24 protein-coding genes and 1 tRNA gene are annotated in these 25,459 nt (G+C 73.0%); 11 read left to right on the forward strand and 14 right to left on the reverse strand.

Annotated features, from left to right (window positions below; translation table 11 throughout):
• Window positions 1–79: 79 nt before the first annotated feature.
• Window positions 80–1,072 (reverse strand): Lrp/AsnC family transcriptional regulator, encoded by a 993-nt coding sequence (locus tag ACFCY1_RS09520; protein ID WP_375874096.1) that lies wholly within the window; start codon window positions 1,070–1,072, stop codon window positions 80–82.
• Window positions 1,073–1,187: 115 nt separating this feature from the next.
• Between ACFCY1_RS09520 and ACFCY1_RS09525 the strand changes: the two genes are divergently transcribed.
• Window positions 1,188–1,991, forward strand: coding sequence for an inositol monophosphatase family protein (locus ACFCY1_RS09525; RefSeq protein WP_375874097.1), 804 nt, complete (start codon window positions 1,188–1,190; stop codon window positions 1,989–1,991).
• Here the strand turns inward: ACFCY1_RS09525 and ACFCY1_RS09530 are convergent, their stop codons facing one another.
• From ACFCY1_RS09530 to ACFCY1_RS09555, 6 genes are all read right to left on the reverse strand, one after another.
• Window positions 1,992–2,984, reverse strand: coding sequence for an amidohydrolase family protein (locus ACFCY1_RS09530; RefSeq protein ID WP_375874098.1), 993 nt, complete (start codon window positions 2,982–2,984; stop codon window positions 1,992–1,994).
• Entirely contained in the window at window positions 2,981–4,615 is a 1,635-nt protein-coding gene (locus ACFCY1_RS09535) for an acyl-CoA dehydrogenase family protein (protein WP_074000798.1), read from the reverse strand. The genes ACFCY1_RS09530 and ACFCY1_RS09535 overlap by 4 nt, the downstream gene beginning before the upstream one ends.
• Entirely contained in the window at window positions 4,599–5,312 is a 714-nt protein-coding gene (locus ACFCY1_RS09540) for a TetR/AcrR family transcriptional regulator (protein ID WP_375874099.1), read from the reverse strand. The genes ACFCY1_RS09535 and ACFCY1_RS09540 overlap by 17 nt, the downstream gene beginning before the upstream one ends.
• A 200-nt stretch (window positions 5,313–5,512) precedes the next feature.
• Entirely contained in the window at window positions 5,513–7,033 is a 1,521-nt protein-coding gene (locus ACFCY1_RS09545; protein WP_053112204.1) for a S28 family serine protease, read from the reverse strand.
• Window positions 7,034–7,282: 249 nt separating this feature from the next.
• Window positions 7,283–8,146, reverse strand: coding sequence for a serine protease (locus ACFCY1_RS09550; RefSeq protein ID WP_375874100.1), 864 nt, complete (start codon window positions 8,144–8,146; stop codon window positions 7,283–7,285).
• 149 nt (window positions 8,147–8,295) lie between these two features.
• Window positions 8,296–8,925, reverse strand: a complete 630-nt coding sequence (locus ACFCY1_RS09555; protein WP_049654505.1) for a TetR family transcriptional regulator — start codon at window positions 8,923–8,925, stop codon at window positions 8,296–8,298.
• A gap of 120 nt (window positions 8,926–9,045) precedes the next feature.
• On the opposite strand from ACFCY1_RS09555, the gene ACFCY1_RS09560 reads away from it, so the two are divergent.
• The 3 genes from ACFCY1_RS09560 (at window position 9,046) to ACFCY1_RS09570 (ending at window position 10,745) form a co-directional block, all read left to right on the forward strand.
• On the forward strand, window positions 9,046–9,201 hold the full coding sequence (locus ACFCY1_RS09560) for a hypothetical protein (RefSeq protein ID WP_159028531.1): 156 nt from the start codon (window positions 9,046–9,048) through the stop codon (window positions 9,199–9,201).
• Window positions 9,202–9,258: 57 nt separating this feature from the next.
• Window positions 9,259–9,612, forward strand: coding sequence for a DUF4190 domain-containing protein (locus ACFCY1_RS09565; protein ID WP_375874101.1), 354 nt, complete (start codon window positions 9,259–9,261; stop codon window positions 9,610–9,612).
• Between the two features lie 248 nt (window positions 9,613–9,860).
• Window positions 9,861–10,745, forward strand: coding sequence for a metallophosphoesterase (locus tag ACFCY1_RS09570; RefSeq protein ID WP_049654506.1), 885 nt, complete (start codon window positions 9,861–9,863; stop codon window positions 10,743–10,745).
• A 129-nt stretch (window positions 10,746–10,874) separates the two neighbouring features.
• Here the strand turns inward: ACFCY1_RS09570 and ACFCY1_RS09575 are convergent, their stop codons facing one another.
• From ACFCY1_RS09575 to ACFCY1_RS09600, 6 genes are all read right to left on the reverse strand, one after another.
• On the reverse strand, window positions 10,875–11,186 hold the full coding sequence (locus ACFCY1_RS09575; RefSeq protein WP_117487545.1) for an SHOCT domain-containing protein: 312 nt from the start codon (window positions 11,184–11,186) through the stop codon (window positions 10,875–10,877).
• 186 nt (window positions 11,187–11,372) lie between these two features.
• Window positions 11,373–12,050, reverse strand: coding sequence for a response regulator (locus ACFCY1_RS09580; protein ID WP_375874102.1), 678 nt, complete (start codon window positions 12,048–12,050; stop codon window positions 11,373–11,375).
• Window positions 12,047–13,291 carry a sensor histidine kinase gene (locus ACFCY1_RS09585; protein ID WP_375874103.1) on the reverse strand — a complete coding sequence of 415 codons (1,245 nt, stop codon included), beginning with the start codon at window positions 13,289–13,291 and terminating at the stop codon, window positions 12,047–12,049. The genes ACFCY1_RS09580 and ACFCY1_RS09585 overlap by 4 nt, the downstream gene beginning before the upstream one ends.
• A 103-nt stretch (window positions 13,292–13,394) precedes the next feature.
• Complete coding sequence (locus tag ACFCY1_RS09590; RefSeq protein ID WP_375874104.1) at window positions 13,395–15,929, reverse strand: ATP-dependent Clp protease ATP-binding subunit; 2,535 nt, start codon at window positions 15,927–15,929, stop codon at window positions 13,395–13,397.
• Between the two features lie 137 nt (window positions 15,930–16,066).
• Window positions 16,067–16,795, reverse strand: coding sequence for a VIT family protein (locus tag ACFCY1_RS09595; RefSeq protein ID WP_074000789.1), 729 nt, complete (start codon window positions 16,793–16,795; stop codon window positions 16,067–16,069).
• Window positions 16,796–16,963: 168 nt separating this feature from the next.
• The gene (locus ACFCY1_RS09600) at window positions 16,964–17,605 is read right to left on the reverse strand and encodes an HAD family hydrolase (protein ID WP_375874105.1); all 642 of its coding nucleotides are present in this window, start codon (window positions 17,603–17,605) and stop codon (window positions 16,964–16,966) included.
• A 504-nt stretch (window positions 17,606–18,109) separates the two neighbouring features.
• Here ACFCY1_RS09600 and ACFCY1_RS09605 point away from each other — a divergent pair.
• From ACFCY1_RS09605 to ACFCY1_RS09630, 6 genes are all read left to right on the forward strand, one after another.
• Window positions 18,110–19,576: a pyridoxal phosphate-dependent decarboxylase family protein gene (locus ACFCY1_RS09605; protein ID WP_375874106.1), complete on the forward strand. Its 1,467-nt coding sequence runs from the start codon at window positions 18,110–18,112 to the stop codon at window positions 19,574–19,576.
• Between the two features lie 89 nt (window positions 19,577–19,665).
• Window positions 19,666–21,225, forward strand: a complete 1,560-nt coding sequence (locus tag ACFCY1_RS09610; RefSeq protein ID WP_181970563.1) for a hypothetical protein — start codon at window positions 19,666–19,668, stop codon at window positions 21,223–21,225.
• 71 nt (window positions 21,226–21,296) lie between these two features.
• Entirely contained in the window at window positions 21,297–21,809 is a 513-nt protein-coding gene (locus ACFCY1_RS09615; protein ID WP_375874107.1) for a hypothetical protein, read from the forward strand.
• A 28-nt stretch (window positions 21,810–21,837) separates the two neighbouring features.
• Window positions 21,838–22,635, forward strand: a complete 798-nt coding sequence (locus tag ACFCY1_RS09620; RefSeq protein WP_074000784.1) for a hypothetical protein — start codon at window positions 21,838–21,840, stop codon at window positions 22,633–22,635.
• Window positions 22,636–22,677: 42 nt separating this feature from the next.
• Window positions 22,678–23,115 carry a hypothetical protein gene (locus ACFCY1_RS09625; RefSeq protein ID WP_074000783.1) on the forward strand — a complete coding sequence of 146 codons (438 nt, stop codon included), beginning with the start codon at window positions 22,678–22,680 and terminating at the stop codon, window positions 23,113–23,115.
• Window positions 23,116–23,182: 67 nt separating this feature from the next.
• Window positions 23,183–23,737: a hypothetical protein gene (locus tag ACFCY1_RS09630; RefSeq protein WP_049654908.1), complete on the forward strand. Its 555-nt coding sequence runs from the start codon at window positions 23,183–23,185 to the stop codon at window positions 23,735–23,737.
• A 75-nt stretch (window positions 23,738–23,812) separates the two neighbouring features.
• Here ACFCY1_RS09630 and ACFCY1_RS09635 read toward each other — a convergent pair.
• Window positions 23,813–23,884 (reverse strand) — tRNA-Val (locus tag ACFCY1_RS09635).
• Window positions 23,885–24,029: 145 nt separating this feature from the next.
• Here ACFCY1_RS09635 and ACFCY1_RS09640 point away from each other — a divergent pair.
• Window positions 24,030–25,439, forward strand: coding sequence for a hypothetical protein (locus ACFCY1_RS09640; protein WP_375874108.1), 1,410 nt, complete (start codon window positions 24,030–24,032; stop codon window positions 25,437–25,439).
• The last annotated feature ends 20 nt before the right edge of the window (window positions 25,440–25,459 follow it).

Consider the following 25,459-nt stretch of genomic DNA (forward strand, 5'->3'; position numbering starts at 1 on the left):
GCACGGGCACGGGCGTCGGGCTACAACCGCCGGACCACGGGCAACGCGGGCTACGGCCGCCGGGCCACGGGCACCCGGGCTAGGGCCGCCCGGGCGGCTGCCGGAGCAGGACGCCCGCCCGCTTCACCGCGCGGGCGGTGATGGTGGTCTCCGCCCGGGTGACGCCGAGCGGGCCGAGGGTGTCGGTGAGGAAGCGGTACAGCTCGCCGTGGTCCGGGCAGAACACCGTGGCCAGCAGGTTGGCCGGGCCGCTGGTGGCGAACACCCCGTGCACCCGCGGGTGGCGGGCCAGCACCGTGCCGACCTCGGCGATCCGGCCGGGCGGCACGTCCAGCCAGAGGTTGGCGTCCACGGCCAGGCCGAGCAGCCGCGGGTCCACGGTGGCGTGGGTGCGCAGCAGCCCGGCCCCGTCCAGCCGGTGCAGCCGGCGGCGCACCGTGGACTCGGGCGCACCCACCGCCGCGGCCAGTACGGCGTGGGACTGCCGGGCGTCCTCGCCGAGCCGCTCCAGCAGCGCGCGGTCGAGATCGTCCAGCGGCGGGGGCTCGGCGGGGCGCGGGACGGCGGGCCGGGCGAGCGCGGCGGCCTCCTCCCCGGTCAGGTACCCGGCCCGCCACTGCCCGGCGTCCGCGAAGGCGTGCAGCACCGCGTGGGTGGTGGTCTCGGTGACGGCGCCGGTCGCGGGCAGCTGCCCGTACAGCAGCCGGTCGCGGGAGTCGGCGTCGGTGAGCACCACGGCCCCGACCTCGTGGCCGCCGAGCATCACGTCGACGAACGGCACGTCGGGGCGGTCGGCGAGGGCCCGCGCGATGGCGTCCACCCGGCCGCTCAGCACCCGGACCCGCAGCAGCAGCGCGCCCACGGCGGCGTCCTCGACGTCCGGCAGCCGGACCACCCGCAGCACCCCGGCCTGCCGCATCCGGCCCAGCCGGCGGGTGACCGTCCGGGCGGAGACGCCCAGCACCTCGGCGATCCGGCCGGGCTCGGCCCGTCCGTCCACCTGGAGGGCGCACACCAGGCGGCGGTCGAGGGTGTCCAGCACGCTGTCCGGATCGGCGGTGGAGAGGTCCATGGTGTCCGATCCCCGCCACTTCCGGCGGCTGCTGCGTCCTCTTCGGCAGCCCCGACGGTACTCCTTGTCCCGGGCGGCCGGAGCGGACACCGGCCCGGAGCGAGGAGGAGTCACCGTGACGGACGGGCTGTGGAGGCTGGCGAAGGACGTGGAGGCCGCGGTGCGCGAGGTCGGTGCGGGGCTGGTGGCACGCCGGTCCGCCGAGCCGGTCACGGCGCGGACCGTCGAAGAGGCGGCGGCCCGCTTCGCCGAGCTGGACGGCCCGGCGGCCGCCGCCCTGCGGGAGCGGCTGACGGCGCTGCGCCCCCGGGCCGGCTGGGTGTCCGAGGAACTGGACGGCCCAGTGCCCACCGAGGGCGAGTGGTGGCTGTGCGACGCGACCGACGGCGCGGTGCAGTACCTGCTCGGGCAGCCGCACTGGGCGGTGACCGCCACGCTGGTGCGGGACGGCGCGGCGGTGCTGGCCGTGGTGCACGCCCCGGAGCAGGACGGCCGTACCTACCGGGCGGTGCTCGGCGGCGGGGCCGAGCTGGACGGGCGGCCGATCGCGCCCCTGGAACGGGAGTTGGCCGTCACCGTCGCCGCCACCAGCCAGCCGCCCCGGGTGGCCGCCGACCCGGTGGCGCTGCGCCGGGCCGGCGAGTCGCTGTCCGCGATGGCGGGCGCGGTCCTGGCGGTGCGCAACCTCGGCCCGACCGCGCTCCAGGTGGCCCAGGTCGGCTCCGGGCACCTGGCGCTGTTCTGGGAGTACGGCCTGGACGCGGGCAACCTGCTGCCCGGCGCGCTGATCGCCCGCGAGGCGGGCGCCACGGTGACGGACGCCGCCGGGGCGGCCTGGACGGCCGGCTCCGACGGCTTCCTCGCCGCCGCGCCCGGGCTGCACGCCCGGGCGCTGGAGGTGCTGCGGACGGTGCGGTGATCAGCCCCTCGGTTCAGGCCCCGGTTCGGGCCCCGCTTCGGGTCGCGGTTCCGGTCGCGGTTCGGGTCGCGGTTCGGGTCGCGGTTCGGGGCCCGGTCCGAGTCCGAAGAGGGCGGCCGCGTTGTCGTGGCAGACCGCCCGCAGCCACTCCTCCCCCAGCCCCAGCCCGGCCAGCGCCTCCAGCTGGTGGACGTACCGGTAGGGGATGTTGGGGAAGTCGCTGCCGAGCAGGACGCGCTCCCGCAGCCCGCGCAGGCGCGGCAGTTCCGCGCGCGGGAACGGGACGTCGGCCTCGGCGAAGTCGGTGAACGCGATGGTGGTGTCCAGCCGGACGGCCGGGTGGCGCTCGGCCAGGTCGAGGAAGTCGCGGTACTCGGGCATCCCGAGGTGGGCGACCACCAGGACCAGGCCGGGGTGCCGCTCCAGCACCGCGCCGATCGGGCCGGGGCCGGTGAACTTGCCCGGCACCGGCCCGGACCCGCAGTGGGTGACCACCGGGGTGCCGGTCTCGGCGAGCAGCCCCCAGACCCCGTCCAGCAGCGGGTCCGCCGGGTCGTAGCCGCCGACCTGGAGGTGCGCCTTGAACACCCGGGCGCCGTCCTCGATCGCCCGGGCCACGTAGCCGGGCGCCCCGGGCTCGGGGAAGAAGGTCGCGGTGTGCAGGCACTCCGGGGTGCGGGCGGCGAAGTCGGCGGCCCAGCCGTTCAGCCAGCCGGCCATGCCGGGCTTGTGCGGGTAGAGCATGGACGTGAACGCCCGGACGCCGAAGTCCCGCAGCCGCCGGACCCGTTGCTCCTCGGCCTCGCGGTAGGTGATCGGCCACGGGCGGTTCACCAGCGGGCCGGCCGCGTCGAAGTACGCCCACACCTTGTCGAGGACGTTCTTCGGCATGAAGTGGGTGTGCACGTCGATCAGCCCCGGCAGGCCGAGGCCCTGCCAGAACGCCCGGACGCCCTCCGCCTCCCCGACGCCGTCCGCCTCCCGGTCGCTCACGCGATCACCGGGCGGGCGCGGTCGATGATCGCCCCGGTGTCGACGCCGGACGGCAGGGTGCCGAAGGCCGCGCCGTGGTCGCCGCCGAGCCGGCTCGCGCAGAACGCGTCGGCGACCGCCGGGCTGCCGTACCGGACCAGCAGCGAGCCCTGGAGGGCCAGCGCCATCGACTCGACCAGCCGACGGGTGCGGTACTCCAGGTCCCCCGGGTCGGTCAGCTCCTTGCGCAGCGCGGCGACGGCCGCGTCCAGCCGGCGGTCCGCGCCGGCGGCGGCGTCGAGTTCGCCGAGGAAGGCCTCGACGGTCTCCGGGCGCTTGGCCATGGCACGCAGCGCGTCCAGGGCGGCGACGTTGCCGGAGCCCTCCCAGATCGACACCAGCGGCGCCTCCCGGTAGAGCCGGGGCATCCCGGACTCCTCCACGTAGCCGTTGCCGCCCAGGCACTCCAGCGCCTCGGCGGCGTGCGCCGGACCGCGCTTGCACACCCAGTACTTGGCCACCGCGAGGCCCAACCGCCGGACCAGCGCGTCGGTTTCGTCGCCGGCCAGGGCGCGGTCGGTGGCCCGGGCGAGCCGCATCGCGACGATCGTGGCCGCCTCGGACTCCACCACCAGGTCGGCGAGCACGTTGCGCATCAGCGGCTGGTCGACCAGCGCCTTGCCGAACGCCCGCCGGTGCAGGGCGTGGTGCACCGCCCGGGTGGCGCCGTAGCGCATGCCGGAGGCCGCGCCGACGGTGCAGTCGAGCCGGGTCATGTTGACCATCTCGATGATGGTCGGGACGCCCCGGCCCTCCTCGCCGACCAGCCAGCCGACCGCGCCGTCGTACTCCAGCTCGGCGGAGGCGTTGGACTTGTTGCCGAGCTTGTCCTTGAGCCGCATCAGCTGCAGGCGGTTGCGGCCGCCGTCCGGCAGGACGCGCGGCAGCGCGAAGCAGCTGAGGCCGCCCGGGGCCTGGGCGAGGGTCAGGAAGAGGTCGGACATCGGCGCCGAGGTGAACCACTTGTGGCCGGTGAGCCGGTAGGTGCCGTCGGCGTGCGGGGTGGCGGTGGTGGTGTTGGTGCGGACGTCCGAGCCACCCTGCTTCTCGGTCATCGACATGCCGGCGATCAGCCCGCGCTTGGTACGCGGCTCGCGCAGCCCGTAGTCGTACTCCCGGGCGGCCAGCAGCGGCTCCAACTCGGCGGCCAGGGCCGGGTTGGCGCGCAGGGCCGGGACGGCGGCGTAGGTCATCGAGATCGGGCAGGTGTGGCCGGCCTCGACCTGGCCCCAGACGAAGAATCGGGCGGCGCGGGCGGAGTGGGCGCCGGGGCGCTCGTCGCGCCAGGGGGCGGCGTGCAGGCCGTACCCGACGGCGGTGCGCATCAGCTCGTGCCAGGCCGGGTGGAACTCGACCTCGTCGATCCGGTGGCCGAAGCGGTCGTGGGTGCGCAGCACCGGCGGGTTCTCGTTGGCCAGCCGGGCCCACTCGGCGGCCTGCTCGGAGCCAGCCAGCCGGCCCAGCTCGCGCAGCTCGGGCTCGGCCCAGCCGGCGTCGGCCCGCTGGAGGGCGGCGAGCAGGGTGGGGTCGGCGGCGGTGTCGTGTCCGTACGGCAGGGGCACCTGGTTGGTGACCTCATGCGTCGCTGTCATCGCGTCCTCCCAGGGCACGCAGGGTGAAGGAGACCAGGGCGGGGACCACCGCGGTCTTGTCGCTCTGTTCGGGCTCGGCGGCTCCGGTCCCGGCCGCTCCGGTCCCGGCCGCTCCGGGTGTGACAGCTGCCCCGGACGCGGCTGTTCCGGGTACGGCTGTTCCGGGTGCGGCGGCGAGCGGGCCGGCCAGGGCCTCGCCGACCGCGCCGACCAGGGCGGCGGCGGTCAGCACCGGGTCCTGCTCGGGGAGTTCGCCGCTCGCCACGGCGGCGGCGATCTCGGTGGCGATCACGTCCCGGAACGCCCGCCGGAACACCAGTCGCTCCTCGTCCACGACCGCGTCGGCCGGCTCGACCAGCAGCGCGTACGCCAGCCGGGGCGCGCGCAGGGCGCGAGCGGCGAAGGTCTCGACCACGGCGGCGATCCGCCGCCTCGGCGTGTCCTGGCGGGCGACGGCGGCGTTGACCGCGTCGATCTCGTGCGTGACCACCCGGCGGAACAGCTGCACCGACAGCTCGGCCTTGCCACTGAAGTGCTGGTAGAGGCTGCCGGTGGCGATCCCGGCGCGGTCCGCCACGGCGGCCATCGTGCAGCCGCCGTAGCCGCGCTCGGCGAGCAGGCCGACCGCCGACTGGAGCACCGCTTCGCGCTGGGCGTCCAGGCGGGCTTGTACGGCGGGCGTGCGTCGGTAGGCCATGCAAGCATTGAAGCACCGATTCACTACTTCGGGGAGGGGCTGGGGCGGCCCGACCTTCCCGCCGGCGGGGCGCGGGGGACGTGCGGGCGCGGGGGACATGCGGGCGCGGGGGCGCGGGACGACGCGAGGAGGCCGCCCCGGGTTCCGGGACGGCCTCCTCCTCATGCGTGGTGGTGCGCTGCCTAGCGCGAGCGCGAGCGCTACAGCGGGCGGCGCTCCTGCTCCAGCCGCTGGCCCTCGACGTCCAGCGGGCCGAAGTCCGAACCCGGCTGCGGCGTCTTGGCGAGCGAGCGGGCGGCGTTCGCGTCGCCCAGACCGGCCCACTCCAGCACCTTGGCGGTGGCCTCCGCCGACTGCGCGGCGGGCAGTTGCTCGATCTTCGAGCCGTGGTTGCCGCCGGGCACGGTGTAGACGTAGCTGTCCTCGCTGCCCCGGCCGAGGTGGAACGGCTTGGCACCCCACGGGTCGTTGCCGCCGTAGACGTACATGATCCGCTCACCCTCGCGCTTCACCCAGCGGTCGATGTCGGGCATCGCGTTCGGGTTGAAGACGGTCGGGATCTCCTTCGGCACGTAGCTGCGGACCGAGTAGAGCTCCTTGTAGTCGTAGTGCAGCACGTCCTTCAGGTGCGAGACGTCGAAGAACGGCGCACCCAGCTCGGTCGCGGCCTGGTAGTAGTACGCGGTGTACTTCGCCAGCGACTGGTCGCTGTTGCCGGTGATGCCGGACTGCGAGTCGAACCAGGCGTACAGCTCGTCGTCGGTCGCGGTCGCGGCGACCGGGACCTTGGCGCAGTCGGCCTCCAGGCTGTACTGCCAGAAGCCCCAGACCACGTCCAGCACCCCGGCCTCGTACGCGCGGTCCGGGGAGCCGAGGGTGTTGAAGGTGGAGCCGGACGCCTTGTTGTCGGCGACGTAGCGGGGCACCAGGCGGTCACGGCGCACCAGCAGCTCGCGCTGGGCCGCGTTCAGCCTCGCCCGGCACTCGGGGGTGCCGACGGTCCGGAAGAAGTCGCTGTACGCCTGGTAGTCGTTGACGTTCGTGTTGTTCGGCGCGACGTAGGCGATCGTGCCGGCCACGTCGTCAGGGTAGAAGCGGCGGAAGTAGGTGGAGGACATGCCGCCCTTGCTGGCGCCGGTGGACAGCCACTCCTCCTGATAGATCCGCTTGAGCGCGGTCACCAGCCGGTGCGAGTCCGCGGCGCCCTGGCGGATGCCGGCCTTCGACCAGTCCGCCGGCTCCGGGCGGGAGGGGGTGAAGAACCGGTACTCGATGGACACCTGGTTGCCGTCCACCAGCCGGGTCGGCTCGGTGCGGGACGGGTTGGTGCCCAGCGTGTAGCCGTTGGTGTAGAAGACGGTCGGGCGGTCGTAGCCGCGGTGCAGCAGGCTGAAGCGCTGCTGGAAGGTGCCCAGCCAGGGCCGGAAGTGGTCGATCGGCTGGGTGTACGTGGCGACGAAGTAGCGGTGACCGGTGGTGGTCGGCTTCTCCTCGGTGATCGTCACGCCGGGGATCGCCGCCAGGCGGTCCTTGATGTCGGCGGTCGGGTCGTCGGCGGGGCTCCGGCCGTGGCGGGACCCCTTGCCCTGGTCACCCTGCGCCCCCTGGGCACCCTGCGCGCCCTGGCCGTCGGCGGCGGACGCCGGGCTCGCCAGGCCGCCGAGCGCGAGCAGCGGTATCAGCAGGGCGGAAGCCAGCAGCCTTCTCACGGTGGTGGTCATCAACTCTCCATCTGTTCAGCTGACATGATCGCCGCCCGCCGGTACGGCCGCGCGGCGCGGGTGGAGCGGATGGTGCGGGTGGAGCGCGGTGGAACTGGTGGGGCGGGGTGGAGCGGTGGCCGACTGGTGGACGGCCGGGTGGAGCGGGGTGGAGCGGTGGCCGACCGACGGACGGCCGAATGGGCCACCCGCCGTTCGCGGATGGCCCATCGGGGGAAAAGTGCTGGTCAGCGCGGTTGCCCTGGTGGCTTACGGGCGGGGCAGGGTGCAGCCGGCGAGGGTGAGGTCGAAGCGGTTGCCGGCGGCGAAGCAGGCCGGGATCCCGTAGGTCTCCTGGGCGTAGCCGATGCCCGGACGGACCGTCACCGCGCCGTTCTGGTCCACCTCACAGGGGTTGTCCAGGGTGCAGGTCTCGCCGCTCTCGTTGATCGTGTTGTTGACGGCGACCACCTGGCCGGTCGAGGCGTCGACCACCGGCGAGCCGGAGGTGCCGCCGATCACGTTGCAGGTGGAGGTGTAGCGGACCGAGTCCTTGAAGGTCCAGTCGGCTTCCTTCAGCCGGTAGGCGAAGCCGTCCACCGAGCAGGAGTAGATCTTCTTCCAGTAGCCGGAGACGACCTTGATCGAGGTGCCCTGGACCGGGTGGATGGCGGCGATCGTCAACGGGGCTATGCCGTACCGGGACTGGATCGAGGCGTAGGTGGTGTTCAGCTGGTAGATCGACACGTCGGTGTCGGTCATCGCGCCGTAGACGATCTTGTTCGCGCGCAGCGTGGCGACACCGCTGCCGCTCCCGTTGAGCAGGGTGAAGGTCCGGCTGGAGGACCGGTTGAGGACCACCTCGCCCGGACCGGGCATGCCGGTCTCCAGGCAGTGGCCGTTGGAGAGTATGAGGGCCGGGTCGTTCGCGGTCGAGCCGGGCATCCGCACCAGCGAGCCGGAGCAGTTGCTGAGGGCGACCGTCCCGGCGAAGTTGACGGCGGTGACGGGCTTGGCTGCGGACTTGTCGGCGGAGGCCGCGGCCTGGGCCGGAGCGGCTCCGCCGAGGGCGGTGGCCCCGGCGACCAGGAACGCGGCGACCGTGCCTATGAGCGGCTTGAGCGGCTTCTTCATGAGAGACCTCTCGGTGTGGGGGGATCCACTGGTGGGGGTGCACCAAAGCTGTCGCGGACATGACCCACTGTCAAGAGTCAAAGCAACACCAAGAACCGCCCAAGCCGCAATGACCGGTTATCGTCGCCACCCGGCCAACCCCCGGACGGTCAACCCGCCTGCCAGTGCTCCCGACCGAGACTGATCAGGCGCAGTTGGAGGCGCGCGGTGGCGGCGATCCGCCGCTCCCGGGCCGGGTCCGTCTCCAGCGCCTCCAGGAAGGCGGCGGCCGTGGAGACCATGTGGTCGACGTACAGCTCGGCGAGCATCCGCAGGTCCTGCTCGCTCCACCCCCGCGACTGCGGCTGCAGCGCCAGGGCGGCTCCCACCTCGGCGGCGAAGCGGCCGAGTTCGGCGTCGATCGCCTCGCGCACCCGCCGCACCCCGCCGTGCCGCTCGCGCGCCAGGAAGCGGACGTGCGGCCGGTGTTCGCGGACGTGCCGCTCGATCACGTCCACCGCGCGGTCGATCAGCTCCTCGGCGTCGCCGGCCTCGGCGAGCACCGAACGGATCATGACGTGCAGGCTGGCCAGCGACTCCTCGACCAGCGCCACCCCGAGGGCGGCGAGGTCCGGGAAGTGCCGATAGAAGGCGGCCGGGGAGAGCCCCGCCTCGCGGGTGACCTCGCGGACGCCCAGGCTCGCCAGGTTCTGATCGGCCAACAGGTGCAGCCCGGCGTCCAGCAAGGCCCGCCGACTCTGCTGCTTCTGGGCCTGTCTGGCCCCAACGGTGTGACTCACGCCATTCAGTAAACATTCGTTTGCCGAACTTGGCCAGCCGAGCGTAGAGTGGGACCGAAGTCAGTGAACACTTGTCAACCGAAATCGGCGCAGTCCCAGCCGCAGCCGAAGGAGTCAGCCGTGATCCTGCTCTCCGCTCTGGTCGCCATGGGCATCCTGATCGGCACCGCCGCCCACACCTCGCTCCCGGTCTTCCTCGCCGCTTCCGCCGGCATCACCACCTGGTTGCTCGCCTTCGGCGCCCGCGAGGGCATCGCCCGCCTCCGGCACCGCTGACCCGGCCGCTCCGCGGACCGCACCCGCGGCCACTCTTCAGAGAGGACCCGCACCACCATGAGCACCGTCACCGACCGCATCGCCACCGGCCGCCTCGCCATCGGCCGCCAGAACATTGACCGCCCGGAGCGCCAGGCCCAGCAGACTGCCCGTCAGGCGACCGGCCGTCAGGGCACCGCCGAGGCCGACGGCCTCGCTGTCGCCTCCTTCCTCCTCGGCCTGCCCGGCCTGCTGCTGTTCAACATCGTCCTCGGGCCGATCGCCATCACCCTGGCCACCCTGGCCCTGGTCCGCGGCACCAACCGGCGCGGCCGCGCCGTCCTCGGCCTGACCTTCGGCATCGCCTCGCTGGCGATCCTCGCCGTCACCACCGCCACCTCCCACGGGGTGCTCATCGACATCAGCTCCTGAACCGGCTCGACCCCAACTCCCCTTCTGCTCGCGGCCCCTGATCCCGCCTCCTGTCCTCAGCCCGCCTTCCGCTCGGCTCCCGATCCACCGTCCCGGCCCTGACCCGCCGGTGAACCACCGGTGAATCGCCGGGCTGACCTCGGCTCCTGAACCGACGGTTCGAACGACTGATCCCGTCAACCCGCCCCACTCCCCCCGCCCGCCACGTAGGGTGGGCCCCATTGGCCGGGCGACCTCAGGGGGCAGGAGTGACTACGGAGAACCGCAGCGAGGCACAGCCGGAACGGACCACCCCGACGGGTGGACGGCTGCTCGCCGTGAGCGATCTGCACATCTCCTACCAGGAGAACCGCGACCTGGTGGAGAAGCTCCAACCCTCCCACCCCGGGGACTGGCTGCTCGTCGCCGGTGACGTCGCCGAGATCACCACCAGCATCGAATGGGCCCTCGGCCTGCTCGCCGAACGCTTCGCCCGCGTGGTGTGGGTGCCCGGCAACCACGAGCTGTGGACCCACCCCGAGGACCCGGTCCAGCTGCGCGGAGTGGCCCGCTACGAGCACCTGGTGGAACGCTGCCGCCGGCTCGGCGTGGTGACCCCCGAGGACCCGTACCCGGTCTGGGAGGGCCCCGGCGGCCCCGTCCGCATCGCCCCGCTCTTCCTCCTCTACGACTACACCTTCCGCGCGCCGGGCACGACCACCAAGGAGGCCTCCCTGGCGGCCGCCTACGAGAGCGGCATCGTCTGCGCGGACGAGCGGATGCTCTACCCGGACCCGTTCCCGGACCGCGACTCCTGGTGCCGCGAGCGCGTCCGGCTGACCGAGAAGCGGCTGGCGGCCTGCGACCCGGACATCCCGCTCGTCCTGGTCAACCACTACCCGTTGGTCCGCCAGCCCACCGAGATCCTCTGGTACCCCGAGTTCGCCCAGTGGTGCGGGACCGAGCTGACCGCCGACTGGCACACCCGGTTCAACACCGCGGCGATGATCTACGGCCACCTCCACATCCCGCGCCGGACCACCTACGACGGCGTCCCGTTCACGGAGGTCTCGCTCGGCTACCCGCGCGAGTGGCGCAAGCGCGGACTGCCGGACCCGCTGCTGCGGGAGGTCTTCCCGCAGCAGGCGGGCTGAGCCTCCGGCCCACCGTCATGCGGCCGGGTCGCCGGCCCCCGGCGCCGCCGACACCGTGGACCTCCACGGCGTCGGCGACCCGGTCGTCGGCCACCCGGGCGGCGGCGCCCCGTACGACGCCCGGGGCGGTCACTTGGCGCCACCTCCTCCAGGGTCGCCCCGCGGCGGTTCGCTGAGCACGGCCCGCTTGGCGCGGTACTCCTCGGCGTCGATGTCGCCCTCGGCGTAGCGGCGGCCCAGGACGGCCAGCGGATGCTCCGCGACGGCCCCGGCTCCCGATCCGGGCCCGAACCCGGCCCTGGCGCCGTACCCGCAACCGTGCCGCCGCCAGACCGTGCGGCGCAGGACCGCGATCACCAGGACCACCACGGCGATCCAGACCAGGGGGATCAGCAGGATCCACGGGCCCGGGCCGTGCCAGTCGGCCAGCTGGGTGTACATGGTGGTTCAACTCCTCGGTGGTGGGCTTCCAGCGCCTCGGGCGGTTCCCGAGGCACCTGAAGCGTCCCGCCGAAGAGCCTCATCGCGCGTCCTACCAGCAGCGGCAGTTGGGATACTCCCGGGAGAGTACGAACCACCCGCGACGCTCCGGCCCGGGAGCAGCCCGCGCCCCGACCGCCTCCGCGCTCAGCCCAGCCAGCCCGGCCGCACCAGCCCCGACTCGTAGGCCAGCACCACCAGTTGCGCCCGGTCCCGCACCCCGAGCTTCACCATCGCCCGGCTGACGTGCGTCTTCGCCGTCAGCGGGCTGACCACCAGCCGCCGGGCGATCTCCTCGTTGGACAGCCCCATCCCGACCAGCGCCAGCACCTCGCGCTCCCGCTCGGTCAGCGTCGAGATGTCCGAGAGCCCCTGCGGCACGGTCTCGGGCCGCTTCGACCGGGCGGCGAACTCGCCGATCAGCCGCCGGGTGACCCCCGGCGAGAGCAGCGCGTCCCCCGCGACGGCGACCCGGACCGCCCGCAGCAGGTCGGCCGGCTCGGTGTCCTTGACCAGGAAGCCCGCCGCCCCGGAGCGCAGCGCCTCGAAGACGTACTCGTCCAGCTCGAAGGTGGTCAGCACGACCACCCGCACGGAGGACAGCGCCGGATCCTCGGCGATCCTCCTGGTCGCCTCCAGCCCGTCCATCCGCGGCATCCGGACGTCCATCAGCACGACGTCCGGCACGAGTTCGCGGGCGAGCCGGACCGCGGCCTCGCCGTCGTCCGCCTCGCCGACCACCGTGAGGTCGTCCTGGAGGTCCAGCAGGGCCCGGAAGCCCGCCCTGACCAGCAGTTGGTCATCCGCCAGCAGTACCCGAATCAATCGCTCTCCGCCTTCGGTGTCGGCAGCTCCGCCCGGACCCGGAAGCCGCCGTCGGGCAGCGGCCCCGCCGTGATGGTGCCACCGAACGCCGCCGCGCGTTCCCGCATCCCGACCAGCCCGCTGCCCGACCCGCCCGCGTCACCGGGCACCGCGGGCCCCGGGTCCTCCACCCGGACCACCAGCACGGCCCGGTCCGTCCAGTCCAGCACCACGACCGCCTGCCGGGCCGCCGAGTGCCGGACCACGTTGGTGAGCGCCTCCTGGACGATCCGGAAGGCGGTGAGGTCGACGGCGGCGGACAGCGCGCGCCGCTCGCCGCGCTCCTGCACCTCCGCCTCCAGGCCCACCCGGTCCGCCTGCTCGGTGAGTTCGTCCAGCCGGTCCAGCCCCGGGGCCGGCCCGCGCGGCGGCGCGCCGGGCCCGCGCAGCGTCGCGAGCACCTGGCGGACCTCGCCGAGCGCCTCCTTGCTGGTCGACTTGATGGTGACCAACGCCCCGCGCGCCTCCTCCGGCCGCCGGTCGAGCAGCGCGAGCGCGACCCCGGCCTGGATGTTGATCAGCGACAGGCTGTGCGCCAGGATGTCGTGCAACTCCCGGGCCATCTTGAGCCGTTCCTCGTTGGCCCGGCGCTCCTCCAGCTGCTGCCGGTAGGCCCGGTGGGCGGCGATCCGCTCGCGCCGGAACCGGACCAGCTCGCCGCCCGCCATCACCAGCAGCAGCCAGGCCAGCAGCCCGAGCTCCTGCGGCCAGACGCTGCCGGAGGGCGGGGCGGCGCGCTGCCAGCTCGCCGGCAGCACGAAGGCGCCCAGCAGGTGCACCAGGTAGACCCCGGCCGCGCCCGTCCAGGCCGCCCGGCGGTGCCCGGAGCCGATCGCCGCGCAGCAGGCGATCAGCCAGCTCACGAAGACCGGCCCGTACGGGTACCCGGCGGCCAGGTACCCGGCGGTGACCACCGAGGTGCCGGCCGCCACCGCGACCGGCCGGCGGCCGCGCAGCACCAGCAGGGCCGGCCCGAGCAGCAGCAGGAGGTAGCCGAGGGCGTCCAGCGGGACCCGCCCGTGCTGGCCGTGCGCGGCGACGGTCGAGCCGACCACCTGGATCGCCGCGACCGCCACCGCCGGCCCCAGCGCGTGGCCCGCCGCGGCCGCGCGCGCCCACGGCGGGCGCGGCGGCTCGGGCGACTCCCCCGGCGGCTGCTCCGCCACGGGCGGCTCGGTCGGCGGGGAGGTGGGCGGCATCATGCCCACAAGCTAGACCCGCGCCGCGCCCCCACGCGTCCTCCAGCAGTGGCGTTCGGGCGTACTCCCCCTGGAGTACGCCCGAACCAAGCCCGCCGCGACCGGATCAGCCCTCGGCGGCAGCGGCCTTCGCCTCCGCCTCCTCGAAGGTGGCCGAGGCCTCCGGCCGCGCCAGCGTGACCACCAGCTCCCCGTCGCTGACCTCCGCGATCAGGGTGTCCCCCTCCCGCACCGAACCGTCCAGCAGCAGGTTGGAGATCCGGTTGTCCAGCTCCGACTGGATCGTCCGGCGCAGCGGCCGGGCCCCGAACTCCGGCTGGTAGCCCCGGTTGACCAGGTACTCCTTGGCCGCCTCGGTGACCTCCAGCCGGACGTCCTGGGCCCGCAGCCGCCGCCGGCTGCGCTCCAGCAGCAGGTCCACCACCGACAGCAGGTCCTTCCGGGTGAGCGCGTGGAAGACGATCACCTCGTCGATCCGGTTGAGGAACTCCGGCCGGAAGTGCTGCCGCAGATCCCGCATCAGGTCGTCCCTGATCTCGTCCACGTTGCCCGCGTGGTCGAGGATCCGCTGCGAGCCGATGTTGCTGGTCATGATCACCACGGTGTTGCGGAAGTCGACCGTACGCCCCTGGGAGTCGGTCAGCCGCCCGTCATCCAGCACCTGGAGCAGCAGGTTGAAGACGTCCGGGTGGGCCTTCTCCACCTCGTCGAAGAGCAGCACGCTGTACGGCTTGCGGCGCACCGCCTCGGTCAGCTGCCCGGCCTCCTCGTAGCCGACGTACCCGGGCGGGGAGCCGACCAGCCGGGAGACGGTGTGCTTCTCCTGGAACTCGCTCATGTCGAAGCGGATCATCCGGTCCGGGTCGCCGAACAGCAGTGCCGCCAGCGCCTTCGCCAGCTCGGTCTTGCCGACGCCGGTCGGCCCGAGGAAGAGGAAGGAGCCGGTCGGGCGCTCCGGGTCGCCCATCCCGGCCCGGCCGCGGCGCACCGCCTGGGAGACGGCGGTGACCGCCTCGTCCTGGCCGATCACCTTCTGGTGCAGGTGGTCCTCCAGCTTGAGCAGCCGCTCCTTCTCCGTCGCGTTCAGCTCCGCGACCGGGATGCCGGTCCGGGAGGAGAGCACCTGCGCGATGTCGTCGGCCGTCACGTCGACGACCTCCTCGCGGGACTCGGCGACCGCCGCCAGCTCGTCCTCGGTCTGCCGCAGCTCGGTCTTCAGGTTGGCGGCCCGGACGAACTCCTCGTCCGCGACGGCCTCGTCCAGCTCCCGCTTCAGCTTGGTGATCCGGTCCCGTACCCCGGTCGCCTCGGTGGAGCCGCTCAGGCTGCGCAGCCGGACCCGCGCACCGGCCTGGTCCAGCAGGTCGATCGCCTTGTCGGGCAGGAAGCGGTCGCTGACGTACCGGTCGGAGAGCGTCGCCGCGGCGTCCAGCGCCTCGTCGGTGAACCGCACCTGGTGGTGCGCCTCGTACGCGTCGCGCAGCCCCTGGAGGATCTCGATCGTCTCCTCGACGCTCGGCTCGGGCACCAGCACCGGCTGGAAGCGGCGCTCCAGCGCGGCGTCCTTCTCCACGTGCTTGCGGTACTCGTCCAGGGTGGTCGCGCCGACCACGCTCAACTCACCGCGCGCGAGCGCCGGTTTGAGGATGTTGCCGGCGTCCATCGAACCCTCGCCGCCACCGCCCGCGCCGACCACGGTGTGCAGCTCGTCCAGGAACAGGATCACGCTCTTCTCGGCCGCGGTGACCTCGTCGATCACGTTCTTCAGCCGCTCCTCGAACTCGCCCCGGTACTTGGAGCCGGCCACCAGCGCGGTCAGGTCGAGGGTGACCACCCGCTTCTCCCTGAGGCTCTGCGGCACGTCCCCGGAGACGATCCGCTGGGCCAGGCCCTCGACGATCGCGGTCTTGCCGACGCCCGGCTCACCGATCAGCACCGGGTTGTTCTTGGTCCGCCGGGAGAGGATCTCGACGGTCTGCTCGATCTCCTCGGCCCGGCCCACCACCGGGTCCAGCCGGCCCGAGCGCGCCTCCTCGGTGAGGTCGCGCCCGTACTCGTCCAGCGTCGGCGTCTCGCTCGGGTGGGCGCCCGTACTGCTGCGCTCGCCGCCGGTGCCGCGGCCCTCCAGCACCGACTTCAGCGCCTCCTGCGAGGGCGCCGCGTTGCGCAGCGCCACCCCGGCGCCCGAGCGCTCCTGGTCGAGCAGCGCGCCGAGGATGTGCTCCGGGCCGATGTACGAGGCCCCGGCCTCCTGCGAGCGGGCGTGCGCGGCGAGCAGCGCGCGCTTGGCCGAGGGGGTGAGCGCCGGCCGGCCGTCCACCGTCTCGGGGTTGCCGGACGGCAGGGCGTGCTCCAGGTCGCCGGAGAGCCGGTCCGGGTCGATCCCGGCCCGTTCCAGCATCCGGCGCGAGGGGTCCACCCGGGTGGCCGCCCAGGCCAGGTGCGCGGTGTCGAGGTCGCTGGAGCCGTCCTCGGCCGCCCGCTGCGCGGCCAGCGCGAGCAGCTCCTGCGAGGACTCGCTGAGCAGCCGCCCGATCGGCACCCGCTGCACGGCGGGCGGGGAGGCCAGCGGGCTCATCCCGAAGAACCGGCTGAGCAGGTCGGAGAACGGATCGTTCGATCCGAACGGGGGCATGGTCACGGCAAGTCACCTCTCCCAAGCGGTTTGCAGCCACACAAACACAGGCCGGACCGGCCCGCCCGTCGAGCCGACCGGGGCCGTCACCCGGCGTGCCCGGGCCCCGCCGCCACGGTCCGCCCGTACGGCCGGGGGCGCGATCACCCGGTGACCTGGTCCAGCAGCACGCCACCGCTGTACGTCACCGCCATCGCCAGCAACCCGCCCACGACGTTGCGCAGGACCGCCCGGGCCGGACCGGCACCCCCCAGCCGGGCGCTCGCCCAGCCCGACAGGGTCAGCGCGGCCACCACCGCCACCACCGTCACCACCAGCCGCCACGACTCCGGCGGCAGCAGCACCGCCAGCAGCGGCACCAGCGCGCCCAGCGTGAACGCCGCCGCGCTGGCCAGTGCCGCCTCCCAGGGGTTGGTCAACACGTCGGGGTCGATGCCGAGTTCGGTCTGCGCGTGGGCGGCCAGCGCGTCCCGCTCGGTCAGCGCCGTCGCCACCTCCCGGGCCAGGCCGTCCGCCAGCCCGCTGCCCCGGTAGTAGTCGGTCAGCTCGTCGAGCTCCCCCTCCGGGTCCTCCGCGAGCTCCCGCCGCTCCCGCGCCAACGCGGCCCGCTCGGTGTCCCGTTGGGTGCTGACCGAGACGTACTCGCCGGCCGCCATCGACATCGCCCCGGCCAGCAGCCCGGCCACCCCGGCCGCGAGCAGCGCCGTCCGGGAGCCCGCCGCACCCGCCACGCCGGTCAGGATGCCCGCCGTCGACACCACGCCGTCGTTGGCCCCCAGCACGGCCGCGCGCAGCCAGTTCAGGCGCGAGGACAGCTCCGCCCGCGACCCCCCGGCCTGCGCCCCGACCTGCTCCCCGACCTGCTCAGCCATCCGCCCACCGCTCCCAGGGGTCCGACCGGTCCCCCCGATCCTCGCCCGGCGCCCCCGGCCCCGCCACCCGCCGCCGAGCACGGCCCGCCGACCCGAGCCCCCTCAGCCCGAGCACCGCCCGCCGACCCGAGCCCCCTCAGCCCAGCACCCCCTCAGCCCAGCACCCCGTCAGCCCAACACCCCCCGCCCGTCCAGCACCGCCGCCAGCGCCCGCCGCAGGTCCTCCGGCCCCCGGTAGCGCACCCCGGTCATACCCAGCGCCACCGCCGCGTCCACGTTCTCCTGGCGGTCGTCGACGAACAGGCACCGCTCGGGCGCCGCCCCGGCCCGCTCGGCGGCGATCTCGTAGATCCGCCGGTCCGGCTTGGCACTGCCCACCCGGGAGCTGTTCACCACCTCGTCCGCCAGGTCCGTCAGCCCCAGCAGCGCCAGGTCCTCGTCCAGCCACGCCGTCGCGTTGGTCACCAGCACCACCCGGCAGTGCTCCCGGGCCCGCCGCAGCAGCCCCACCACCGCCTCGTCCGCCCGGAACGGCGAGTCCGCGAACGCCTGCGCCAGGGCGCGCGCCTGCGCGTCCGTCACCCGGCCGGCCAGCCCCCGCGCGATCGAGTCCACCCACTGCGCCTTCCCGATCCGCCCGAGCAGCAGCGGGAGGTCGTTCTCCGGCGCGAACCCGACCTCCGCCGTGCTCCCCTCCGCCAGTCCCGCCGCCCGCTCCAGCGCGGCCACCCGGCTCCCGTCGAAGAACCGGATCACGCCGTCCACATCGCACAGCACCGCGTCGAACGCCACCTCAGCCACCTCAGCCATCCCACCTCCCTATCACCCGGGATCGCCGGCCCCCGTAGCGGGTGCGGCACGAGGACCGGGCGGCGGTCCTGGTCCGTTACCGGCCAGAAGGGGCGGAATCGGCCCGTCGGGCGGACCCGGGGGCCAAAACGGCACATTCCCGGCTGGCGTTCGAATAACAACCTCAGCGTTCGATTGCAATGTTCGAAATGTGACAAGCCGCCCTACCACCCTGGCCAGCAGCGATGCCGGATGTCACGCACCGGAGTCGTTCAGCGACGGGCCGCAATCGAACGCCGATAAAAAACGAAGATTCACCCGTTGGAGTGACCCAGCTGGACATGCACCGTTCCGGAAAGGGAAAGTCTCGATGTCCTCAACAAGGGCCATTGGGGGGCTCCTATGGTGGAATCTCGCTCGAATCAGAAGACGATCGAGCAAAAAAGCGGAGTCGGATCGCTGCTCGGCGCTCAGAAGCCGAGTCGCTCCGCAACTCCCGGGGTCGGAAAACCGTGCGACGGCGGAATGCCGGCGGACACGTTCGACCCCGAGCTGTTCCGGGAGAATTCCGAGACGGTACTGAACCGGCTCGAAAGCCATCTGGCCGATTCCTCGATCAGAGGGCTCGAACTCATCGACCCCGAAACGCTGACGCTGGCCGCCAGGGCCCTGATGACCTCCGAGCGCGAGAAGATCGCGGCCTTCGACGAGAAGCGGCTGGACGCGATCACCGACCTGTACATCAGGACGGGGATCCAGGTCCACTCGCCGGGGTACATGGGCCGGCAGTTCTCGGGCGTGGTGCCGCTGGGCGGGGTCGTCGACTTCGTCAGCTCGGTGGTCAACCAGCCGTCCTCGTTCTACGAGGCGGGCCAGCTGCCCAGCGTGGCGGAGCGCATCATGGCCGAGGAGCTGAACCGTTTCATCGGGTGGGAACCGGACTCCTTCGCCATGGTGACCACCTCGGGCGGGTCGCTGGCCAATCTGACCGCGCTGCTGGCGGCCAGGAACAAGATGTTCCCCGGCTTCTGGTCGGACGGCAGTCCGTCGGGGGACGGCCTGCCCCGCCCGGCCATCGCGGTCGGCGCGGACGTGCACTACAGCGTCTCGCGGGCGGCCGGGATCCTGGGGATCGGCGAGTCGCAGATCGTCCGCCTGCCGATCAACGCGGAGCAGCAGATCTGCCTGGAGCAGGTGCGGCCCGCCCTGGCGGCGGCCGAGCAGCGGGGGCTGAAGGTGTTCGCCCTGGTCGCCTCGGCCGGCACCACCTCGGTCGGCGCCTTCGACCCGCTCGACGGACTCGCCGACATCGCCCGGGAAGCCGGCATCTGGCTGCACGTGGACGGCGCCCACGGCGCCAGCCTGCTGGTCTCCGACCGGCTCCGGCACAAACTGCGGGGCATCGAGAAGGTCGACTCGGTGGCCTGGGACGCGCACAAGATGATGTTCGTCCCGGCGCCCTGCACGCTGCTGTTCTACCGGAACAAGGAGGACAGCCTCGGGGCCTTCCAGCAGCGCGCCAGCTACGTCTTCGACGAGGAGCCGGACCGCTACACCGAGCTCGACAGCGGAGCCCGGAACTTCGAGTGCACCAAGCGGCCCATGATCATGCCGCTGTGGGCCCTCTGGTCCGTCTACGGCCCGGCCCTGTTCGCCGAGAAGATCGAGTACCTCTGCGACCTGACCGGGGAAATCCACCGGATTCTCCTGGACGAACCGGATTTCGAGACGCTGCACCGCCCGGAGGCCAACATCCTGTGCTTCCGCTACCGACCGGCAGAACTTCCGGACGACGGCGTGCACCGCCTCCAGGTGGCGATCAGGAACCGGATCAAAATCCGGGGGAATTTCTTCATCTCCAAGGTGAACATCGACGGGGTAGCCGCCCTGCGCGTGGTGATGATGAACCACCAGATCACCGCCGAACACTTCCGGATGCTGCTCGGCGAGATCAGGCGGGTCGGTACCGACCTCCTGGCCGACGCCCGCTGAGGGCCGCCAAAGAACCGTGCCCGAACAATCCCTGCCGAACGAACGACGGCACATGAACACGTGAACAACAGAAGGACGGGGAATTGACGATGAGTGCAGTGAGTGTCGCGCCCGACCGGCCGGCGGCACCCGGCGGCATCGACGAACTGGCGAGCTGGCTGATCCCCGAGTGGGAGCTGAATCCGGAGTCGGTCGACGCGGTGGAGAAGCTCCCCTCGTTCGCGAGCAAGCTCCGCGAGTGCGAGCGGGTCTGCCAGGCGCCGTACAGCGAGGTGTCGCACGAGCTCCAGGACGCCCTGGTGCTGCGCCGCCTGCAGCAGATGGTCAACACGGTGCGGCTCAACCCGCTCTGGCGCAGCCGCCTGTCGGGCGCCGGCGTCGACGCCGCCCCGCAGACGTACGAGGACTGGCAGCGGATCCCGCTGTCGGACAAGGAGACCCAGCGCGAGTTCTTCATGGGTTCGCGCCCGGGCATGGTGGTGCCGCTGGCGCGCGGCGGCTTCGAGATCGTGGCCAGCGGCGGCACCAGCGGCGGGAAGCCCCTGGAGTCGGTGTACTCGCTGCGGGAGCTGCGGGACACCTACGAGGTGGCCGGCCGCTTCATGGGCACCTACCAGCTCGCCAGGTACCTGCCCGGCACCGACCCCAAGTGGCTGTACACCACGCTGGCCGACTACCAGATGTGGAGCAGCGGCACCATGGTGGGCGGGGTGCTGGCCCAGGTGCCGGGGGTCAACTACATCGGCGCGGGGCCGGTCACCGCCCCGGTGCTGGAGCACATGTTCTCCTACCCCGGCCCGAAGGCGCTGATGGGGATCACCGCCGGCATCGCGATCCTCAGCGAGCTGGGCGCGGGCATGAGCCAGGAGGCCAAGGAGAGCTTCCGGGTGGCGCTGTACGGGAGCGGGGTGCTGCCGCAGCGCAAGCGGGCGGAGCTCAAGGCGATGTACCCGAACCTGTCGATCCTCAGCTACTTCGCCGCCACCCAGGCCGAGACCATCGGGCTGCAGCTGACGGAGGAGTCCCCCTGCCTGGCGGCCGTGCCCGGGCTGCACCTGGTGGAGATCGTCGACGAGAAGGGCCGCTGGGTCGCCGAGGGCGAGGAGGGCGAGCTGGTCGTCACCCGGCTGCACGGGCACGAGGCCCCGCTGCTGCGGCTGAAGCTGGGCGACCGGATGATCCGCCGCCCCCGGCTGGACGGGCCCGGGCTGAAGACCGGCCAGTTCGAGTTCGCCGGCCGCACCGGGGACATCCTGCACCTGAACGACAGCCAGTACTCGGCCCCGCGCGCGTACGAGGCACTGCGGGACGACCTGCTCAAGGCCACCGCGATGGACCTGGACGTGGTGGCCCACGAGATCCAGTTCGTGAACCACCGCGAGGGCAAGACGATCACGCTGCTGGCCTCGGTCGACGACGTCGCCGGTCTGACGTACCGGATGGACGCCGCGCTCGGCCCGTACGGGGTCCAGCACGTCTTCGTCAACGCGCTGCCCCGCTCGCTCTCGCTGTTCAACCAGGGCGAGGCGAACCCCGCCTCGATCGAGAAGACCGGTTACCGGTTCCTGGTCAAGTTCGTGCCCCGGGCGTCCACGGAGATCGAGCGGACGTCGGTCGGCAAGGTGCCGCTGGTGCGCGACCGGGGCTGACCGGGACTGACCAAGCCGGCGGGGCGGTACGACCGCCGCTCCGGAACGTTGGTTCGAGGAATGGAGTGAGGATGAAACCGCAAGTGAACATCGCCGTCGTGGTGGACGTGATCGGCGCGCTCTCGGACAAGTCGCTGCTCAACGGCAACCTCTGCCTGATCGACGACGGGTCGTTCGACAGCAAGAACCAGGGGACGCCCGACCTGGTCACCGTGGTGGTCCCCGGCCAGGTGGTCCAGTGGTCCGCCCTGGCGGTGGACCTGCAGACGCCCGTCGAGATCCGGAGCATCAGCTTCGTGCCGGCGGACGGGGCCGCGGGCGCGGACGCGTACGGCGTCGACCCCGCCGCTCCGGCCGGCTCCGCGGTCGAGGGCGTGGACGCCGGTGCGGCGGACGGCGCGGACGGCGCTGCGCCCGCCGACCACCGGGTGTCGGCCGGCCAGCTGGACCTCAACGTCTGGTCCGGCGTGGTCCCGCCGTACCTGGTGCCCGGGGTGCCGTACCGGTACCGGCTGGAGCTCCAGATGTACGAGGGCGAGCACAGCGTGCTGCACATCGACTCGCCCGCACTGATGTGCCTGTAGGCGGAACACCGACAAGGAGGGTGGGCGCATGGCCCAACAACTGGCGATCATCGTGCTCGTGGACGTCGGCAACGCGCTGGAGTCCCGGACGCTGACCGGCAACACCTATCTGTTCGACAACATGAAGCTCCACGGCTCCCTGAACCAGGGCACCGGCGAGCTGGTCACCGCGATCAACGGCAGCTACTGGAGCGACGGCTCGCAGGCCGGCGAGCAGGTGCTCAACTGGCTCCCGTACAGCCTCGGTTCGATCCCCCCGACGGTGCCCCGCGGCTACCACACCACCCGGGCGCGGGCGGCCGAGAAGGAGGCGCTGGCGGAGCTCGCGAACCTGAGCGAGAAGGCCGGGGTCGCGAACGGCGACACCGAGGCCGCGCTCACCCGGATCCGGCAGACCGTCGGCACCAGGGTCAACGGCGCCTCGCGCACCGCGGCCCTCTCCGGGCAGCGGGTCCTGGACGTCACCGGCCGGGTGGTCTCCGACCACGGCCAGGACACCCACAGCTACCCGGCGCCGGTGATCACCGACATCTTCGGCGAGGCGGTGGACGAGAAGATCATCTACCCGGCCGAGTACGGCTCCCCGGACCTGGTCACCGACGGCTGGTACTGGTCGGCGACGATCGACACCTCCCGGCCCGGCACGTACAGCTACAAGATGCGGATCCAGCTCCACGAGCTGATCCAGCGGGCGGGCGAGTGGACCTGGGAGCCGGTCAACCTCACCTGCGAGTCGAAGCTCCGGATCACCGCGGAGCCCAAGCGGAACGGCTTCACCGGGGCGGGCGTGGGCTACCTGCCGATCGCCCCGGCCGCCTTCGGCTGAACCGCTGTCCCAGGAAGTCCCCGTAAGGACGAGGAGGAGTAGATGACCACCAAGCCACGGCTGAAGACCACGCCGAAGCGCCCGATCTCGATCACCGCGGTGGTGGACTGCGTGGGCATGCTGGCGTCCCAGAGCACCCACGGCCACCTGTACCTGTACGACACCAACAAGGCCGGCGGGTCCGCCGACTTCGGCACCGAGGAGCTGCGGACCAAGGTCAAGGCCGGCGACCAGCTGCTCTGGAACGTGCTGGCGCTCGAGTGCGAGGCCTACGTGGCCATCGACGGGATCGAGATCGACCACGAGGTGTGCGAGCCGGTCCGGAAGGTGTACCCGGGCACCGACGTCGCCTACTGGACCGGGACGGTGAAGAAGGACGCCGCGTCCCCCGTGCCGTACCGGATCCGGTTCCGGCTGGGCACCCAGGCCGAGCCGATCACCACCACCGTGTCGCCCGTCCTGGTCGGCCGGGCCACCTGACCGCTCCGCGCAACGGACGGCTCCGGGCGGGTGGACCGCCCGGAGCGGCGCGCTCGAAGGAGGAACCTTGACAACCACGGCAAGCAGCGCCACCGAGGGGAAGCAGAACCCCGGGCAGCTGAACTCGGTCCAGCTCAACGTCGTCACGCTCGTGAACATGGAGCGGGCCACGGCCAACCGCTCGCTGGGCGACGCGATGTACATGATGGACAACAGCGTCGGCGGGTCCGGCCAGGGCACCCGGCAGCTGGAGACGGTCTGCAAGCAGGGCCAGGTGATCAACTGGATCATCCGCCCGCTCGACATGGAGCGGCGGCTGGACGGCACCTGGCCGCCCATGCCCAAGATCAACAACATCGTGGTCCTCGACACCGAACTGGGTGACGAGGAGGACGTGGCCGAGCGGAAGCTCTTCACCGAGCTCAAGATCTACGGCATGCCCGACCGCATGCGCTCCCCGCTGACCCCGGTCTACTACTACTGGGCCGGCACCGTGCTCAGCACCGCCAAGCCCGGCCTGTACCGCTACCGGCTGGTCGTCGAGCTGGAGCAGGAGGGCACCAAGGAGAAGCTCTACCTCAACACGGTCGACCACCCCGCCCTGCGGGTCCTCGAGGTCTGACCCGGCCCCGGCGCCGACACCACGAGAGCCCGGTGCCCCCGACCATCCCGGTCGGGGGCACCGGGCTCCCTGCTGTGGGCGCGGACGGTTTCGAACCGCCGACATCTGCTTTGTAAGAGCAGCGCTCTACCACTGAGCTACGCGCCCCCTGCCGTGGCCCGACCGGGCGCACGACGAGAGCCTAGGGTACCTGGTCCCGGGAGGTGGTGGGGGACGGGCGCCCGGTGAGGGGCGGGGCCGTGCGGCGGGCGGGGTGGGAGGGGGTGCCGGGCCGGCGGGGGGATCGGGGAGAATGGGGGCCGGATCAGCGGGTCGGAGCAGGGAGCGCGCAGTGACGGTGGCCGGCGGGAGCGGGCGGGGGCGGCGTCGGGCGGGGGCGGCACTGGCCGACGCGTTGGTGGTGCCGGTGGCGCTGGCGGGTGCGCTGGCCGCGGTCGGGCTGGCCTCCGCCGGAACCGGCGGCTGGTGGGGCCGGCGGGGCGGCGGCGAGGGCGGACGGGCGCAGGCCCGGGAGGCCCGGGCGGCGGCCCAGGAGGCGTTCTACGAGCTGGAGGAGACCCAGCGCGAGGTGCAGCTCGCGGTGGAGACCGTCCGCGCGGCCGAGGAGGGCCCGGCGGCGCAGCGTGCGCTGGCCGACCTGGCGGCGATCTCCGGCCGGGTCGAGCAGGTCACCGTGAACTACCTCGCCGCGCTCGACGCCCACAACCTGGACAGCGAGACCCTGGACGCCGGCACGGCCGCGCAGGCCAGGCGCCGGCTGGAGGACGTGAAGAGCCAGCTCGGCTCGGCCCGCGCGGAGCTGAACGACTTCCTGCGCCGCCTGCAGCCGACCGTCGAGCACGCCGAGCAGCAGCTGATGCGGGTCACCCCGGCGGTCGAGCAGGCCAAGCGCGCGCTGCTCGCGGCCACCACCGCGCTGGACGGGGCGCGCGGCGCCGGCCTGCGGGCGGACGACCTGGCGGCCCGGCTCGCCGAACTGGCGCCCGAGCTCGGCCGGCTGAACGAGGGCCCGGCCCGGCACGGGGTCGCGGACACCCTGCGGCGCGCGGAGGACGTGAAGCAGCGCGCCGAGGCGATCGCCGCCGACGCCGGACAACTGCCGGAGCGGGCGCGGGAGATCGACCGGCGGGTGGCGAGCCTGCGGACCCGCATCCAGGCGCTGGAGACCAAGGCCGAGACGGTCGAGCCCGCCCTGAGCGAGCTGCGCCGCCGGTTCAGCACCGCCTGCTGGCAGGACCTCCAGCGGGTGCCGGACCAGGTCGCGGAGGCCGGGCGGGCCGCCGAGCGCAAGCTCGCCGAGGCCGCCCGGGCCCGGGACGAGCAGCGCTGGGCCGACGCCACCGCCGCGATCGGGACGGTCCGCGCGCTGCTGGAGACCGCCGACGGCTCGGTGCTCGCGGCGAACGACCGGCTGCGGCAGCTGAACGAGGTGCAGCACGACCCCAACCGGGAGATCGAGCGCGCCCGCTTCGCCATCCGGGACGCGCAGCGGCTGGCGATGACCGGGCGCAGCGCGCCGGACCCGCGGCACGCCGCCCCGCTGGACGAGGCGGTGGCCCGGCTGGACCGCGCCGTGGCCACCCTGGAGGCGGCCGGCCGGCACCCCGACTACTGGCACTTCCTGACCGAGCTCGCGGCGGTGCGGGACACGGCGGCACGGGTGATCGAGCTGATCCGCGGGGACCTCGGCGGCCACCGGTAGCACCAAAGAGCACGGGACGC

This window comes from Kitasatospora sp. NPDC056273 (assembly GCF_042268845.1).
GTDB lineage: Bacteria > Actinomycetota > Actinomycetes > Streptomycetales > Streptomycetaceae > Kitasatospora.

Excerpts from the sequence above, each read along its gene's own strand:
- ACFCY1_RS09600 (WP_375874105.1), bottom strand. The coding sequence starts at position 17,605 with ATGGCTGAGGTGGCTGAGGTGGCGTTCGACGCGGTGCTGTGCGATGTG.
- ACFCY1_RS09605 (WP_375874106.1), top strand. The coding sequence starts at position 18,110 with ATGCCGGCGGACACGTTCGACCCCGAGCTGTTCCGGGAGAATTCCGAG.
- ACFCY1_RS09550 (WP_375874100.1), bottom strand. The coding sequence starts at position 8,146 with ATGAAGAAGCCGCTCAAGCCGCTCATAGGCACGGTCGCCGCGTTCCTG.
- ACFCY1_RS09615 (WP_375874107.1), top strand. The coding sequence starts at position 21,297 with ATGAAACCGCAAGTGAACATCGCCGTCGTGGTGGACGTGATCGGCGCG.
- ACFCY1_RS09520 (WP_375874096.1), bottom strand. The coding sequence starts at position 1,072 with ATGGACCTCTCCACCGCCGATCCGGACAGCGTGCTGGACACCCTCGAC.
- ACFCY1_RS09540 (WP_375874099.1), bottom strand. The coding sequence starts at position 5,312 with ATGGCCTACCGACGCACGCCCGCCGTACAAGCCCGCCTGGACGCCCAG.
- ACFCY1_RS09625 (WP_074000783.1), top strand. The coding sequence starts at position 22,678 with ATGACCACCAAGCCACGGCTGAAGACCACGCCGAAGCGCCCGATCTCG.
- ACFCY1_RS09610 (WP_181970563.1), top strand. The coding sequence starts at position 19,666 with ATGAGTGCAGTGAGTGTCGCGCCCGACCGGCCGGCGGCACCCGGCGGC.
- ACFCY1_RS09595 (WP_074000789.1), bottom strand. The coding sequence starts at position 16,795 with ATGGCTGAGCAGGTCGGGGAGCAGGTCGGGGCGCAGGCCGGGGGGTCG.
- ACFCY1_RS09620 (WP_074000784.1), top strand. The coding sequence starts at position 21,838 with ATGGCCCAACAACTGGCGATCATCGTGCTCGTGGACGTCGGCAACGCG.
- ACFCY1_RS09585 (WP_375874103.1), bottom strand. The coding sequence starts at position 13,291 with ATGATGCCGCCCACCTCCCCGCCGACCGAGCCGCCCGTGGCGGAGCAG.
- ACFCY1_RS09565 (WP_375874101.1), top strand. The coding sequence starts at position 9,259 with ATGAGCACCGTCACCGACCGCATCGCCACCGGCCGCCTCGCCATCGGC.
- ACFCY1_RS09640 (WP_375874108.1), top strand. The coding sequence starts at position 24,030 with ATGGGGGCCGGATCAGCGGGTCGGAGCAGGGAGCGCGCAGTGACGGTG.
- ACFCY1_RS09535 (WP_074000798.1), bottom strand. The coding sequence starts at position 4,615 with ATGACAGCGACGCATGAGGTCACCAACCAGGTGCCCCTGCCGTACGGA.
- ACFCY1_RS09545 (WP_053112204.1), bottom strand. The coding sequence starts at position 7,033 with ATGACCACCACCGTGAGAAGGCTGCTGGCTTCCGCCCTGCTGATACCG.
- ACFCY1_RS09575 (WP_117487545.1), bottom strand. The coding sequence starts at position 11,186 with ATGTACACCCAGCTGGCCGACTGGCACGGCCCGGGCCCGTGGATCCTG.